The organism is Arthrobacter sp. ISL-30, assembly GCF_018613855.1.
GTDB lineage: Bacteria > Actinomycetota > Actinomycetes > Actinomycetales > Micrococcaceae > Arthrobacter.
This window is the reverse complement of record NZ_JAGGPK010000017.1, coordinates 22,946-36,925: the sequence shown is the minus strand read 5'-3', so window position 1 is coordinate 36,925 and position 13,980 is coordinate 22,946. Positions and strand designations below refer to the sequence as shown.

Below are 13,980 nucleotides of genomic sequence, written 5' to 3'. Positions count from 1 at the left end.
CTATGCGATCAGGGTATGCAGATCAACGCCGAAGATGGCCACGAGCGGCCAAAGCAGGATCGCTGCTAAGCCTTCCAGAATGTTGCCAGGAATATTCCATGCCACAAGATAACCGTGAGTGGCGGCGACTATCACCCCGATGGCCAGATACACGAGGCCGATCAGACTAGTTCTGCGCCTGCCAATTGTGCGTATCATCGCGCTCTCCTTTAGGACGGTCGGAATTGCTTAGGACGGCGGATTTGCTCACGCTTCTTGATCAGCGCTTCGAATTCCTCGTCCCACGTCCTAGCCAAGTACCTGTCGTATTCGCGATCCTTCGGAATGAAGTCGGGAGGGGCTGGCTTTGACTGGCCGGGGATGACCTTCGGGGGTGGTGCGGGCGTAATTGTCCTTACAGGAGGCCGTGCGGCAATGGTCCTCGGCGCAGGTGTCGCAGGTGTGGGGGCGACTGTCTGCGGGGGATGCAGACGGCGAACTTTCTTCGGGCGGTTGCCAAGGATGACGAAGAGCAAGAGCGCGATGGGTAACAGGAGCAGCCATGGATAGGTGACGACCAGCCAGACCGGGATCAGCAGGAGCCAGAACACGCAGCCCGCGCCCAAGCTCTCGGACTCTTCCTGCTTGTTGCTCATTCACCTCACCGCCGCGACGGATTTGTCTGTCATTTTATCGCGATCCAGGGGTTTATCCCTAGAGCATCCGACGCGGCGATAGGGTCTACAAGCTCGGGAATATCCAGCCCGTCCCAGATCAGATAACCAACTCGGACACGGCAGGTACTACGAGCCTGCCGCCGCTTGCTTCGCCGAGGACTCATACTTCCGCCACGCCAGGAGTCCGGCCAGCACAGGCAACAGCACGTTCAACACGACGACGCCGAACCCTGGCCGGAGCTGCGACGTTGAGCCAGCCGGGACTTCATCTTTGATGACTGTGAAGAAGTTCAGCGGACCGAGCTGCAGATGATAAGTCCCTGGTCCCATTCCGCCCCCAAACTGGACGGCGGCAATGAGCACCAGCGTCGTCGTGATGAGCAGTCCGAGTGCGAACGACAAGAGGACCGCCCTACGGATGAACACCCATCGTGAAACCCGTTTCGGAGGGGCTTGCATGCTACTTCCTTTCCTGGAGATCAATGCTTTTCTGAACAGCAGCTGACGGTTCATTTGTGGTGCCCCGATCGCCCCATCGGAAGGATTCGATAAGGGAAGGGATGCAGATCATGCCCACGGCCAAGACGCCCATGGCCGGCCCCGCTGTGAGCACGTTATCGAAACCCACCGACGTTAAAGCCTTCGCCACCAGGAACAGGGAAGCCCCTACGATCAGCATGCCCAGGGACTCGCCAGCGCCTGTTTCATCTCCAGGTGTCAGCACAAATCCAGTGATGGCCGCGGTGACCCCGGTGAACGTAGCGAGGCCAAGCCCCGCACCGAAGATCCCCGGATTGCCTGATCCAATGGACCAGAAAACGAGCGCAGGGGCGGCGGTAAACAACGCCATGAGCATGCCACTGAAAGTAACTGCCAGTGCCCAACTGCCGGGACTCCGTCCCATGACCCTGGCATACGGCGTGGACCGATTGCTCATGCCGCGCGCGAGCAGCGGCGCATACGCAACGAGAATGGCATTGACCAGCAGCGCATTGTCCAGGAACGACGCCCGCAACCCACTGTCCATGTTCTGGTGGACCAGGGCCAGTGCGGCCTGGATGACCAAGGTACTCAACACCGCCGCCTGCACCCTGCGACGCCTGGCCAGCCGGGTAAATTCCAGTCTCAAAAGGGGGAACCGTTCCTTGCCCGTGAAGGCAGTCCCGAGCCGGAGAACCCTGCTTGGGTCGTGGCGCACCAGCGCGAAGTGCCGCCAGAGCACGGTCTCTACAGCGGCCGCCGCAAGGAGCCACGCCACGAGGATGCCGACGTCGAGCGCTGAATGCCGGACCGAAGCGGTGACGAGTACGGGGTAGCCGAGCAACGACGCAAGCGGGAACTGGTTCTCCCCGCTGGCGGTCAGCGTCAGCCGAACAACTTCGGTGGCCCCTGCCAGGGAGAGCACCCAGGCGAGGGTGCCCAACGCCTGCGCGTGGGCCGCGAAGTTGACGCTGATCCTGCGCAGGACAGTGCGGGCGACGACGAACGCGGCACGTCCAGCAACCGTTCCGACGAAGACCGCGCAGCTGGCCACGAAAACGATCAATGCCGGATCGGCGACGCCACCGAAAACCGTGAGAAGCGCAGGAACAACAATGACCAGCTGAGCGAGGGTGAGCACCCAGCTTGGGATGCTCCAGCCCAAACCGAGGGCCCGATCGGACACGGGCATCGAGCGCCACCAGGCCATAACCGCCGAATCCTGGGCGCTGGAAGCGCTGAGCGTAATGGCCACGAGCATGCTCAGGAAATGGATGAGCACAAGGGCGAGGCCCAGGAAGGCTGGCGCCGTCGGTATGAACTCTTCTGATCCGGCAAGCAGCAGTAACCCGATGATGGAGAAACAGGTCGTTCCAATGGCAAGGAACGCCGCTGCTGCCCAGGCCTTGCGCAGTGGAAGCTTCATCTTGGCCAGCCACGACTGCACGAGCTTGTCCGCCACTTCGAATGCCTCACTGATCATTTCCCGCTCACGATCCTGAAGAAGGCATCCTCGAGTGAGCCGCTTGGCGAGATCAGCTCGGCCACAGTCCCGGACGCTTCGAGCAGGCCTTGGTTCAGGATGAGGATGTGTCCGGCGAAGCGCTCCGCCCAGTGCAAGTCGTGGGACGCGACCAGGACCGTGGCTCCGGAGCGGGCATGCTCAACCAGCAGGGATTCCATGCGCAGCATCCCGAGGGGATCCAGGCCGTTGCGCGGCTCATCCAGGATCAGGAACTTCGGAGCGTGGAGCAGGGCAGCCACCAGTTGGGTCTTCTTCCTCATGCCCAGGCTGAAAGTACTGATGGTGTCCGCCGGGGGAGTGAACTGCAGAAAATCCGCCAACTCCTCAGCCCGGGCAAGGGCCGCATCACGGCCTTCGGCGTCCACGTGAAGCCGGGCGGTCAACGCCCAGAACTCCCTGGCGGTCAGCTCCTCCAGCAGTTGCTTAGGGTCATCCGGAACCAGGCCGATGCCTCGTAGCACCTTCGGACTGCGACCCGCTACTTGGATCCCGTTGATCCGGATATCGCCGGCGCTTCGGTTTTGCAGGCCCATGACAGCCCGGATGAGGGTGGTTTTGCCTGCCCCGTTCGGTCCCAGCAAGCAATGAATGCCACCGGCATTCAACCGCATTGAAACCGGACCAAGGACGAAGTCTCCTTGCAGCACCACCAGGCCGTCGACGTCGACACCCTCCGCCGCGGTCATGGCCGCCTCTTCCAGATCATCCGGCCATCGGCGGTCCAGGGACAAAAGCTGTAGAGGTGGAGGAAGCCGCTCAGGTTGATCACCGGGGCGACGGCGGACATCTCCGGCACTGCAAGTAAGGCAAGGCCGATGAACTGGGCGCCGGCGAGGCCCGCAAGAGGGCCGGCGACAGCGACAGCCCGCTCCGTCGTCGGACCCAAGGAAGAATGCGCGACGCTAATTCGGAGGCCCCGAACGAGGACGTACTTGCTGGACTGTGGCGCGAGCAGATTCATGGCGGCCAGATGTCCGGCTTCGTGAAAGATGATGTGGCTGACCAAGGCGAGGAACAGGATGAAGGGGAGGAAGGCGTAGGCGAGTTTCCAGCCGTTGGCGGTCTGCCCCAGTCCCTGCATGGTGAAAACGAGGGCCAGGAGGCAGGACACGATCATTCCAGCCAGCAGCCCCCAGCGGGTTGCGCGAAGACAGGCAAGGGTCAGGGACAGCAGGTTTGGGGGATAGCGCCGGAGGGGCGGCCGCGGCCAGTCCAGCGACAGGAGTCGGGAGAGGGCCGTGATGATGTTCTGGCGCTGGAGCCTGGACAGGAAGCTGCGCCGGATGTGGAGAAGTGAATACCGTTCGAGGTTGTCGATGACGGCAGCGAAATCGTTCGTTACTCGGGTCGAATCCCAGCCATGCTCGGCAGCAATGAGTGAAGCGCAATCTTCCACGCTGGTTTTTCCGTCTACTGCCGCAAGCAACTGCACAGCGGGACCGTTCAGGCTAAGCCTGGTCCCCGTCAGCTGGTCAATGAGGAGGTCTCCTTCGAGGACAACCCCACGATTGAACGCAACCACATCACTGGGCCATAAATCGAGGTCTTCCTGGACAAGCATGTTTTGCTCCTAAATGAGCCACAGGACCGAGACGGGCTTCGCGTGAACTTGGGGACAGTTCCCGCGAAGCCCGCCCCGTTCGGGTTACCTGTAGCAGGCGGCGGTTACCTGTAGCAGACGGCTACGACTTCCAGCCACCGGGCTTCGCAATGGGCAACGTTGTTCCAGCCGCAGTTCGCCAGACAGAACGCCCAGGCGCTCCCGAAAATCATCAGGACCCAGCCAATCGCGGCGACGAAAACGGGCGCATCGTTTTCCACGAAAGCCGGCACTACCACCGGAGTTATTGACGGTTGCGAATACTCCATATTTGATACCCCTCGCTATTGATGACGGGAACCTCTCCCGTCGTCGTTTGGACCAGGCTCCGCCCAATGGATGGGCGGAGCCTTGTTGCCTCGGTGCTCGTGATGCAGCGGTGAAGATGCATTCCGGAGGGGCCGTGGATGGTGGCTCCGGCCGGGATACGAAGAGCAGACTATGGCCGGATTTCAGGGGTAGGTGGCGGTCATGCCGGAAGTGAGTGGGGGCGTGGGGAGATTGGGGGCTTGGTCGGGCGGGATGAGTGGCGAGACACGCCAACTCACCTGCTGTTCATTCACCGGCGTCGTTCCCATTGCGGGCGCCCGCGCCGCCTACGCGGACGAGCACGACGGTGGAGCCTCCTAACCGAATGGCGCTGGGACTGCGGCTCGGCCTGTTCAGGGAGTGCCCGTCGGGCGGTGTTCCGCCCACTGCGGACTACCGGACCGCGTTGTATGCGTTCACGCGGCCATATGCCCAGTAGGTGCCTGTGCCAGAAATCTTGTCGGCGGTTGATTCGACCTTTGCGCGGACTGACGTGTTAGTCGCGCCAGGCTGGGAGCTCCAGGCAAGCGCGGCAGTTGCAGCGACGATAGGTGAGGACATTGAGGTTCCGTTGCCGACGTCATACCCCTGGGAGCGGTTGTTCTGCGTCCCCAGGACGAACGTGTGGTTCGGGAAGGTGGAGTAGACGTTGACTCCGGGTGCTGCGACGTCCACCCAGCTGGCTCCGTAGGTTGAGAACGATGCTTTGGCGTCTGTGTTGTCGGTAGCGGCGACAGCAATGACGTTAGCGTATGCGCCCGGGTAGATCTTGGACTGATTACCGCCGTTGCCTGCTGCGGCAACGATCACCACACCTGCATTCCACGCATTCTTAACGGCAGTTTCGAGGGTGCGTGATGACGTGCGCTGTCCGATGCTCATATTGATCACCTTGGCACCGTTACTCACGGCCCAGTTGATCCCATTTGCAATGCCTGAGGTGGAGCTAACCCCGCTGTCGTTAAGGACTTTGCCAGCCAAGATCGTGCACCCCGGGCATACGCCGGCGACACCAGTCGTATTGTGGGTGGCGGCAACAATACCGGCTACGTGGGTTCCGTGTCCGTAATAGTCTTCCGCGATTGGGTCACCGGTCTTAGTTGCTGAACTACTGAAATTGGCGCGTGCCACAACCTTTGATGCGATGTCAGGGTTGTCGCTGGCGACACCTGAGTCGAGAACAGCAACTTTGATGCCGCTACCGGTCGTGACGTTCCACGCTTCGACGGCATCAACATCAGCGTCCTTCGTGCCCCCGGCAACAAATATGTCGCCCTTGGTGTTGGTGAATGATTGACCATCGTTTTGCAGGGCGTACTGGCGGGGGAAATACTCGTCAGCTGTAGCGGCAGTAACCAGCTCGTCCGGTTCAGCGTATTCAACTGCCGGGCTTCGCCCTAAGGCTCCGATGAGTTGAGATTCTTTACCGGGCGGTACTTTGATCAGGTGAGCGCCAGTGCTACCGATACTTGGACCCTCGCTGAGCCCATGCTTACGCAATACGCCGGGGGCCGCGCCGGCGTCGCGGAATTTCACCATGATTTGCCCGCTGATGGGTGATGAGTCGGTGGCTGCGTTGCCAGCGGCCGCTAAATTCAATGCGCCAAACCCCATGATTGCCGCCGTGAAACCAGCTATGAGCATTTTTTTCATAGAGTCATCTTGCTCCGCCCAGGACCAGCTAGCTAGGTACTGCAGGTTTCCGGCCTGAAATGGGTACGACGCCGACGCCCCCTTCGGCGCCCGTGTCACCTCGTGACGCGTCCCTGGGACGAATTTCTCCAAAGACTAGCCATCCAGCCAAAGATCTGTAGACTTAGATGCGTTGTCGTGTTTTGCATTTCGTAGTTCAGTTGTACGAGCGGTTGAAAGACCGTGTCTTTCTGAAGTAGCGGTAAGAACACCCACGCCGGAGGCCCGAAAGTCGGGACCACCTCCACCTTCAGTAAGGACAAAAATTATGGCTACAGGAACCGTCAAGTGGTTTAACGCTGAAAAGGGCTTCGGCTTCATCTCCCCGGAAGATGGCAGCCAGGACGTTTTCGCACACTACTCCGCAATCAACTCGGGCGGCTACCGCTCCCTCGAAGAGAACCAGAAGGTCTCCTTCGACGTCGAGCAGGGTCCCAAGGGTCCCCAGGCTGTCAACATCCAGGCTCTCTAAGCTTCGGATTCTAAAGAGCAGGGCCGGTCATTGACCGGCCCTGCTTTTTTCGTCCCTAAACCTACTGGTATAGGTTCGGCTTGATCTGGTCCGAGTCGATGTTCGTGGAGTCGTACCAGTAGAAACCGGTATCGATCTTCTCCGGAAGTTTCTCGCCCTTGATGGCTGCCACCGCGGCCTTCACCGTCTCGTAGCCGATTCCCACGGGGTTCTGGGTGACGGCGCCGGCCATGAGCCCTGACCTGATGGCATCAATCTGGGCCTTGCCCGAGTCGAAGCCCACAACGGTCAGCTTGCCCTTGAGGCCGAGCTCCTCAACAGCCTTCACCACACCGATTGCCGAGCCCTCGTTAGTGCCGTACATGCCCTTGAGGTTCGGGTTGGCGGTGAGGATTGCCTTGGCCGCATCTGCGGAGAGCAGCTGGTCGCCGCCGGCGTACTGGATGGCCACTATCTTGATGCCGGGGTGGTTCTTCTCGATGTACTCCTTGAAGCCATCGCGACGATCGTTGCCGGACTTGGAGGTCTGGTCGTGGCCGATAATGGCGATCTCTCCCGTACCCCCAATGAGCTCCGCCAGATGTTTTGCGGCCTCGGCGGCGGCGGCCTTGTTGTCGGTGGAGGCCGTGGTGGCGGGGATGGTGGAATCCACGCCGGAGTCGAAGGCAATGACGGGGATCTTCTTGGACTTGGCATCCTCCAGCAGGGGAGTGGCGGCCTGGGAGTCCAGGGCTGCGAAGCCAACCGCGTCCGGGGACTTTCCGATGGCCGTTGTCAGCATCTGGATCTGCTGGTCAACGTCCTTCTCGGTGTTGGGCCCCTCAAAGCTGACCTCGACGTTGAACTCTTGCGCAGCCTTGTCCGCGCCCTGCTTGACGGCCTGCCAGAACTGGTGCTGGAAGCCCTTGGAGACGATGGCGACGTACCGTTTGGCACCGCCGTCGGCAGGGGTGGACCCGGCCGGGGCTTCACAACCAGTGATGGCCAGGGCACCCAGGGCCAGGCCTGTTGCCGCGATGAAGGCGCGGCGCTTAAAGATGGACTTGCTCATGCGGTAAAACTCCTTTGTTTTCAAGCGAATCGAAGATTGGAAAGACTCAGCTTGGCCTAAGTGGTGCGCTCCTTCCGGCGCAGCATGTCCAGATAGACAGCCACGAGGATCACGACGCCGATTGCCACGTTCTGCCATTCCTGCGGAACGGAGATGACACGCAGGCCGTTGGTCAGGACGGACATGATGAGGGCGCCGATAACGGTTCCCACGATTGAGCCTTTACCACCTGCCAGGGAGGTCCCACCGATGACGACTGCGGCAATCGCCTGAAGTTCGTAACCCGTGCCTTGGCCGGGCTGGGCCGAGTTGAGCCTGGCCGCGATCATCACACCGGCGAGGCCAGTGAAGGCGCCAGCGGCTATGTAGATCCACAGCTTCCATTTGCGGACGTTGATGCCGGAAAGGGCCGTGGCTTCCTCGTTGGAACCGATGGAGAAGGTGTAGCGGCCCAGCAGGGTCTTGCTCAAGACCAGGCCCGCCAGCACCGCGGCGCCAAAGAAGATGAATACCGCGTTGGGCACCACCAGGCCGGAGATCGGCTTGCCAAGGGCCAGATTGGCGAATCCCTCGGTACTGGTGAAGTAGATCGGCTTGGTGCCGGACACAACCAGCGCCATGCCTTGCGCCACGAGCATGGTGGCCAAAGTGGCGATGAAGGGCGGAATCTTCAGGACCGAAATCAGGAACCCGTTGACCGCGCCGATCAAGGCGCCCATCAGCACGCCTCCGATCACGCCCGCCCAGAGGGGCATACCGAGGTAGGTGAGGACCACGCCCGTCATGACCGAGCACAGGCTCATCCCGGTCCCGACAGAGAGGTCAATGCCACCCGTGATGATCACGAATGTTGCTCCGAGGGCCAGAAGCCCAATGACCACGGTGGAAAGCAGGATGTCGGAGAGGTTGCTGGGAACCAGGAACCGTGGGTTCAGGCTCCCGAACAGCACCACCAGGACGATTAGCGAACCAAACGCCAGGAGCTGCTGGAGGGAGGACCGCAACCGCACCGAGAGGGTGCCGTCGCCGGGCGAAGGCTGCACTGCCTTTGTCCGGGGAGTGGGGGTGTCAATCAGGCTCATGCTGTCATTTCTCCTGCTGTTACTGGCGCTGTTACTGACGGGCGGCGGGTTGCCAGCTCCATGATGTTTTCCTGGGTGGCCTCGGCGTTTCCGAGGAATCCGGTGATACGGCCTTCGCACATGACCGCGATCCGGTGCGACATGCGCAGGATCTCGGGCAGTTCGGAGGAGATCATGATGATCGCCTTGCCGCTGGCGGCCAGCTCGTCGAGGAGTTTGTAAATCTCTTCCTTCGCTCCGACGTCGATCCCTCGGGTTGGTTCATCAAAGATGAGGATGTCGCAGTCTTTGACCAGCCATTTGGCGATCACGATCTTCTGCTGGTTTCCGCCGGACAGGTTGCGGGCGAGCTGATGCACGGATGGCGTCTTGATCCGCAGCTTCTGGCTAAATACCTCGGCAGTCCGGCGAAGTGCCTTGTCGTTGATGATCCCGCCGGGGGCGTTCTTTGCCAGCGAGGAGAGCGTGATGTTCTCCTTGACGTCGCGCTCCAGCATCAGCCCCAGGTGCTTACGGTCCTCCGATAAGTAGCCGATGCCGAATTTGGCGGCGGCCGCCGGGTTGGGGACAGCAACGCTGGCGCCATGAACTTTCAGTTCGGAGAAACTGGCGTTGTCGGCACCAACGATTGCCCTGGCCACCTCAGTCCGCCCGGCCCCCATCAAGCCGGCGAAGCCGAGGATTTCGCCGCGGCGCAGTTCGAAGCCGACGTCCTTGAGCAGCGTCTTGGTGCTCAGTCCCTTGACTGAAAGCACGACGTCGGAAGACGCCTCCGTCGCTGCCTCGACCGTTGCTGGGGACGGGCGCTGCTCCCCGGAAATCCGGCGGCCCACCATCAACGAGATGACTTCCTTCATGGAGGTTTGGGCCGTATCAACCGTGTCCACGTATTCGCCGTCGCGGATCACGGTAATGCGCTGGGAGATCTGCTTGAGCTCGTCCATACGGTGCGAGATGTAGATGACGCCGGTGTCCGGGGAAATGAAACCGCGGATGAGGTGGTGCAAGGTGGCCACCTCGGCGTCGTTGAGCGCCGCCGTCGGCTCATCCATGATAATCACCTTGGACTCGTGGCTCAGGGCCTTGGCGATCTCCACCATCTGCTGCTTGGCCACCGTCAGGTTGCCTACCTTTTCGCGGGGGTTCAGCCGGAGGTTGATGCGGTCGAAGAGGGCCAGGGCCTTGCGGTTCAGCTCCCTTTCAGTGAGCAAGCCGAAGCGGCGCGGTTCCCGCCCGATGAAGATGTTGTGCGCGATGGTCAGATCCGGCATCAGGTTGAACTCCTGATGGATGATGCTGATGCCCAGTTCCTGCGCGTGCTTGGGATTATCGGGCACGAAAGGCTGGCCGTTCAGCTTGAAGGTCCCTTGGTCCGGGGTGTAGATACCGGACAGCAGTTTCATGAGGGTCGATTTGCCGGCCCCGTTCTCGCCGACAAGCGCCAGGACCTCGCCGTGGCGGAGCTCAAGCTGCATGTTGTGCAAGGCCCGGACACCGGGAAAGCTTTTCCCGACGCCGTGGACGGATAGTAGTGCTGTCATTACGTCACTTCCTTGTGAATCAACGAGTAGCTCCGCTTGGCCGTGCCTTCCAGGATCTGGTGTTGCTCATCGAGGCTGAGCTCGTCTACCAGTTCCAGGAGCACGCCCATGGTCCGCTCATACGGCGCCCCCAAACTACTGACCGGCCAATCGCTGCCGATCATTAGCCGGCTCGGGCCGAAGGCCTCCAACGCCTGATCCCACAGCGGCCTCAGGGCCTCCGCAGTGTAAGGGACACCCGGCAGATGCAGCCCGGAAATCTTGGCAATGGAATTCGGAAGCTCGGCGAGTCCCCGGAAATCCTTCCGCCAGACCTCCAGCGCCTCGGCGTCTGCCAGGGGCGGCTTGCCCAGGTGGTCCAGGATGACAGTCAGTTGCGGCAGGTCACAGGCCAGGTGGAGGGTTGCGCCGAGGTGCCGCGGGAAAGCGTCCGGGACATCGAAGGCAAGGCCGTGGCGCGCCAGCAGCTGCAGCGACTGCCGCACCTGCGGCAGGTCAAGGAAATCGTCCCGGGGATCGTCATGCACCAAGTGCCGGACCCCACAGAAGACGGGGTGCCGAAGGAACTGCTCCAGTTCCTCTTCAGCCTTTGCCGGAGTATCGAGCGGGATCCATCCCACCACGCCGAGCACCCAGCTGTTGCGCTCCGCGACGGAAAGCATCGAGCGAGTGTCCGCGAGCGTGTCATCGGCCTGGACAAGCACGGCTCCCCGGACGCCCGCAGAATATAGGGTCTCTTCGGCCTCGGCTTCACCAAAGCTGCGGAACAGGGCTCCGTGCTGCGGTCCGAGCCAGGAGTAGGGGCGCTGAGCATTGGCGACCGTGGCGGCGTCGGTGTTTACTTCCCACAGGTGCAGGTGCGCATCAATCACGACTGACCGCCTCCAATGCCTCCCACAATTCCTCAGGCACTTCTTCAGCCATTCGCGCCGCATTCGTGGCCATGTGTTCCGGACGGCTCGCGCCCGCAGTCACGTTGACCACGGCGGGGTGCCGCAAGCCGAACTGCAGGGCCGCCGTCGGAAGTTCCACCCCGAAATCGCGGCACACCGCGGCAAGGTTCCGCGCCCGTTCCACCAGCGCCCGGGGCGCTTTGGCGTAGTTGTAGTGCGCGTCGTCGGGAACCTCGGGGCGCGCCAGGAGCCCGGAGTTGAACACACCAACATTTACGACGCCGGTGCCGAGCGCCATGCAGCGGTCCAGCAGCGGAACGCTGGGCTGCTCAAGCAGGGTGTAGCGGCCTGCCAGCATCACCAGGTCCAGGTCGGCACGCTCCACGCATTCCAGTGCAGCCTCGGCCGAGTTGGTGCCGACCCCGATGGCCGTGACGGCGCCTTCTGCCCGCAGTTTCTCGAGCACCGGCAAGGCCTGCGTGATGCCGCCTTCAAGGTCGTGCACATCGGGATCATGCAGGTAGACGATGTCCAAACGGTCCAGGCCAAGACGCTCCAGGGAACCCTCGAGGGTCAGGCGGATTCCGTCCTCGGTGAAGTCCCACACCCGCTTGGTGGTAGCCGGGACTTCGAAGCCCTCGTCGTCCATTCCTTCGGCGTCCGGTGCCGGTTCCAGCCGCCGTCCCACTTTCGTGGACACGATGAACTCCTCCCGGCGCTTGCTGCTAAGGACGGAACCGAGACGTCGCTCGGACAGGCCAAGTCCGTAGTGCGGGGCAGTGTCAAAGTAACGCACCCCTGCTTCCCAGGCGGCATTGACGGTTTCAGTCGCCTGGGCATCCGGAATGGCGCGGTATAGGTTTCCGATGCCGGCTCCGCCGAAGCCGAGCTTGCCCAGCGCCAGCCCTTTAACACTCGCAGTGCTCATGGCATCTCCCCAACTGGCATCTCCCAAACAAGGGGGATGCCCAAGTCCTCGCCAGAGTAGTCGTCTTCGATTTCCAGGAGCTCAGCCATGCGGGCCTGCCACGGGACGTTCGCCGGGTGGGCGGCCAGCGCGCGACGCATCTCTTGGTAGTTATCCACTTCGACCAGATGGAAGAGGTCCTGCCCGCTGCGCCAGATGCGCCAGTTCTGAACACCCGATTGCTTCAAGGCGTCAAGGAGCTCGGCGGGAATGTTGGCATGTGCCTCTTCGTATTCGTGCTCGGCGCCGGGCTTGAGCCGGGTGTGGAGGGCGATCGTGTCAGTCATGTCGGGTGACTTTCTTGTCTTTGCGTTGGGGCCGTCAGGATTTCGACGCCGATACCGCTGCCCATACCGGGCCTTCGGGGAAGCTGTAGTCGGACAGGGTCTGGGGGAGCATTTCGTTTCCGGCACCGGGGGACGACGGCGGCCAGTAGCAGCCGGAGTGGACGTCTACCGGGGTGACGAAATGTTCGTGGAGGTGGTCCACGAATTCGATCATCCGGCCTTCCTTGGTTCCTGAGACGGCGATGAAGTCGAACATGGACAAGTGCTGTACGGCTTCGCAGAGGCCAACGCCGCCCGCATGGGGGCAGACCCGGACGCCGAACTTGGCCGCAAGGAGCAGGATGGCGATGTTCTCGTTGACCCCTGCCACGCGGGCGGCGTCCAGCTGCAGGACCTCCAGTGAGCCTGCCTGCAGCATCTGCTTGAAGACCACGCGGTTCTGCACGTGCTCTCCGGTTGCCACCGGGATGGGTGCAACGCCACGGGCGATCGCCGCATGGCCAAGAACGTCGTCGGGGCTGGTGGGTTCTTCGATCCAAGCGATGTCGAACGGAGCCAGGTGTGCCATCCAGTCGATGGCTTCCTGGGCTTCCCACCGCTGATTGGCATCCACCGCGATCCCGATTTCCGGGCCTACGGCTTCCCGCGCCGTCCGGACGCGCCGGATGTCGTCCTGCAGGTTGGCTCCGACTTTCAGCTTGATCTGGGTAAAGCCGTCAGCAACGGCTTCCTTGGCCAGCCGCGAGAGCTTGTCGTCGCTGTATCCCAGCCAGCCCGGCGTCGTGGTGTACCCCCGGTAGCCCTCCATGAGGAGCCTGGCCCTTCTGTCGCCCCGGCCGGGTTCCGCGGCCCGGAGGATGCCCAATGCTTCATCTGGTGTGAGGGCGTCACTGATGTAGCGGAAATCGATCAGGGACACGAGTTCCTCAGGAGTCATACGGGACAGGAGTTCCCAGAGCGGCAAACCGGCACGCTTGGCCTTGAGATCCCACAAGGCGTTGACTACGGCGCCGATGGCCATGTGTATAACGCCCTTCTCCGGGCCGAGCCAGCGGAGCTGGGAATCATGGACGAGGTACTTCCACGTGCCACCCATGTCGGTGAGCAGTTCCTCGACGTTCCGCCCCAGGATGTGGTCCCGCAAGGCGCCGATGGCGGCTGCCTCCACTTCGTTTCCGCGTCCAATAGTGAAGACAAAGCCATGGCCCTCGTGCCCATCGCGGGCGTTCGTACGGATGACCAAGTACGCCGCGGAATAATCCGGATCCGGGTTCATGGCATCCGACCCATCCAGTTCCAAAGACGTGGGAAACCTGACGTCAAAGATGTCCACAGCAGAAATGACACTCATAGTGCTCCCTATTTTGATGACGGCGCGGGGTCACTTCTCCCCTCCGGCCCGAGTGCAGAGTCACATAATCGGCC

At 61.8% G+C, this 13,980-nt stretch carries 16 protein-coding genes; 1 reads left to right on the top strand and 15 read right to left on the bottom strand.

The window, feature by feature from the left end; all coding sequences use genetic code 11:
• From J7E82_RS07530 to J7E82_RS07495, 8 genes are all read right to left on the bottom strand, one after another.
• Nucleotides 1–198 carry a hypothetical protein gene (locus J7E82_RS07530; RefSeq protein ID WP_214862008.1) on the bottom strand — a complete coding sequence of 66 codons (198 nt, stop codon included), beginning with the start codon at nt 196–198 and terminating at the stop codon, nt 1–3.
• 11 nt (nt 199–209) lie between these two features.
• Nucleotides 210–635 carry a hypothetical protein gene (locus tag J7E82_RS07525; RefSeq protein ID WP_214862007.1) on the bottom strand — a complete coding sequence of 142 codons (426 nt, stop codon included), beginning with the start codon at nt 633–635 and terminating at the stop codon, nt 210–212.
• Between the two features lie 147 nt (nt 636–782).
• Nucleotides 783–1,115 (bottom strand): hypothetical protein, encoded by a 333-nt coding sequence (locus J7E82_RS07520; protein ID WP_214862006.1) that lies wholly within the window; start codon nt 1,113–1,115, stop codon nt 783–785.
• 1 nt (nt 1,116) lies between these two features.
• The gene (locus J7E82_RS07515; RefSeq protein ID WP_214862005.1) at nt 1,117–2,619 is read right to left on the bottom strand and encodes a hypothetical protein; all 1,503 of its coding nucleotides are present in this window, start codon (nt 2,617–2,619) and stop codon (nt 1,117–1,119) included.
• Nucleotides 2,616–3,347, bottom strand: coding sequence for an ABC transporter ATP-binding protein (locus tag J7E82_RS07510; protein WP_214862004.1), 732 nt, complete (start codon nt 3,345–3,347; stop codon nt 2,616–2,618). Before J7E82_RS07510 ends, J7E82_RS07515 begins: the two co-directional genes overlap by 4 nt.
• Complete coding sequence (locus tag J7E82_RS07505; RefSeq protein WP_214862003.1) at nt 3,344–4,222, bottom strand: PqqD family protein; 879 nt, start codon at nt 4,220–4,222, stop codon at nt 3,344–3,346. Before J7E82_RS07505 ends, J7E82_RS07510 begins: the two co-directional genes overlap by 4 nt.
• A 104-nt stretch (nt 4,223–4,326) precedes the next feature.
• Complete coding sequence (locus J7E82_RS07500; protein WP_214862002.1) at nt 4,327–4,530, bottom strand: hypothetical protein; 204 nt, start codon at nt 4,528–4,530, stop codon at nt 4,327–4,329.
• A gap of 433 nt (nt 4,531–4,963) precedes the next feature.
• Nucleotides 4,964–6,223, bottom strand: a complete 1,260-nt coding sequence (locus J7E82_RS07495) for a S8 family serine peptidase (RefSeq protein ID WP_214862001.1) — start codon at nt 6,221–6,223, stop codon at nt 4,964–4,966.
• Nucleotides 6,224–6,530: 307 nt separating this feature from the next.
• On the opposite strand from J7E82_RS07495, the gene J7E82_RS07490 reads away from it, so the two are divergent.
• The gene (locus tag J7E82_RS07490; RefSeq protein WP_214862000.1) at nt 6,531–6,734 is read left to right on the top strand and encodes a cold-shock protein; all 204 of its coding nucleotides are present in this window, start codon (nt 6,531–6,533) and stop codon (nt 6,732–6,734) included.
• 61 nt (nt 6,735–6,795) lie between these two features.
• Here J7E82_RS07490 and J7E82_RS07485 read toward each other — a convergent pair whose 3' ends face one another.
• Genes J7E82_RS07485 through J7E82_RS07455 form a run of 7 tightly spaced genes read right to left on the bottom strand, consistent with a single transcriptional unit; the run spans nt 6,796 to nt 13,906 of the window.
• Complete coding sequence (locus J7E82_RS07485; RefSeq protein WP_214861999.1) at nt 6,796–7,785, bottom strand: ABC transporter substrate-binding protein; 990 nt, start codon at nt 7,783–7,785, stop codon at nt 6,796–6,798.
• Between the two features lie 56 nt (nt 7,786–7,841).
• The gene (locus tag J7E82_RS07480; protein ID WP_214861998.1) at nt 7,842–8,867 is read right to left on the bottom strand and encodes an ABC transporter permease; all 1,026 of its coding nucleotides are present in this window, start codon (nt 8,865–8,867) and stop codon (nt 7,842–7,844) included.
• Nucleotides 8,864–10,408 (bottom strand): sugar ABC transporter ATP-binding protein, encoded by a 1,545-nt coding sequence (locus J7E82_RS07475; RefSeq protein ID WP_214861997.1) that lies wholly within the window; start codon nt 10,406–10,408, stop codon nt 8,864–8,866. The genes J7E82_RS07480 and J7E82_RS07475 overlap by 4 nt, the downstream gene beginning before the upstream one ends.
• Complete coding sequence (locus J7E82_RS07470; protein WP_214861996.1) at nt 10,408–11,280, bottom strand: amidohydrolase; 873 nt, start codon at nt 11,278–11,280, stop codon at nt 10,408–10,410. Before J7E82_RS07470 ends, J7E82_RS07475 begins: the two co-directional genes overlap by 1 nt.
• Nucleotides 11,273–12,229 carry an aldo/keto reductase gene (locus J7E82_RS07465; protein ID WP_214861995.1) on the bottom strand — a complete coding sequence of 319 codons (957 nt, stop codon included), beginning with the start codon at nt 12,227–12,229 and terminating at the stop codon, nt 11,273–11,275. Before J7E82_RS07465 ends, J7E82_RS07470 begins: the two co-directional genes overlap by 8 nt.
• Complete coding sequence (locus J7E82_RS07460; RefSeq protein WP_214861994.1) at nt 12,226–12,555, bottom strand: L-rhamnose mutarotase; 330 nt, start codon at nt 12,553–12,555, stop codon at nt 12,226–12,228. The genes J7E82_RS07465 and J7E82_RS07460 overlap by 4 nt, the downstream gene beginning before the upstream one ends.
• A 34-nt stretch (nt 12,556–12,589) precedes the next feature.
• Nucleotides 12,590–13,906 carry an L-fuconate dehydratase gene (locus tag J7E82_RS07455; protein ID WP_214861993.1) on the bottom strand — a complete coding sequence of 439 codons (1,317 nt, stop codon included), beginning with the start codon at nt 13,904–13,906 and terminating at the stop codon, nt 12,590–12,592.
• Between the last annotated feature and the right edge of the window lie 74 nt (nt 13,907–13,980).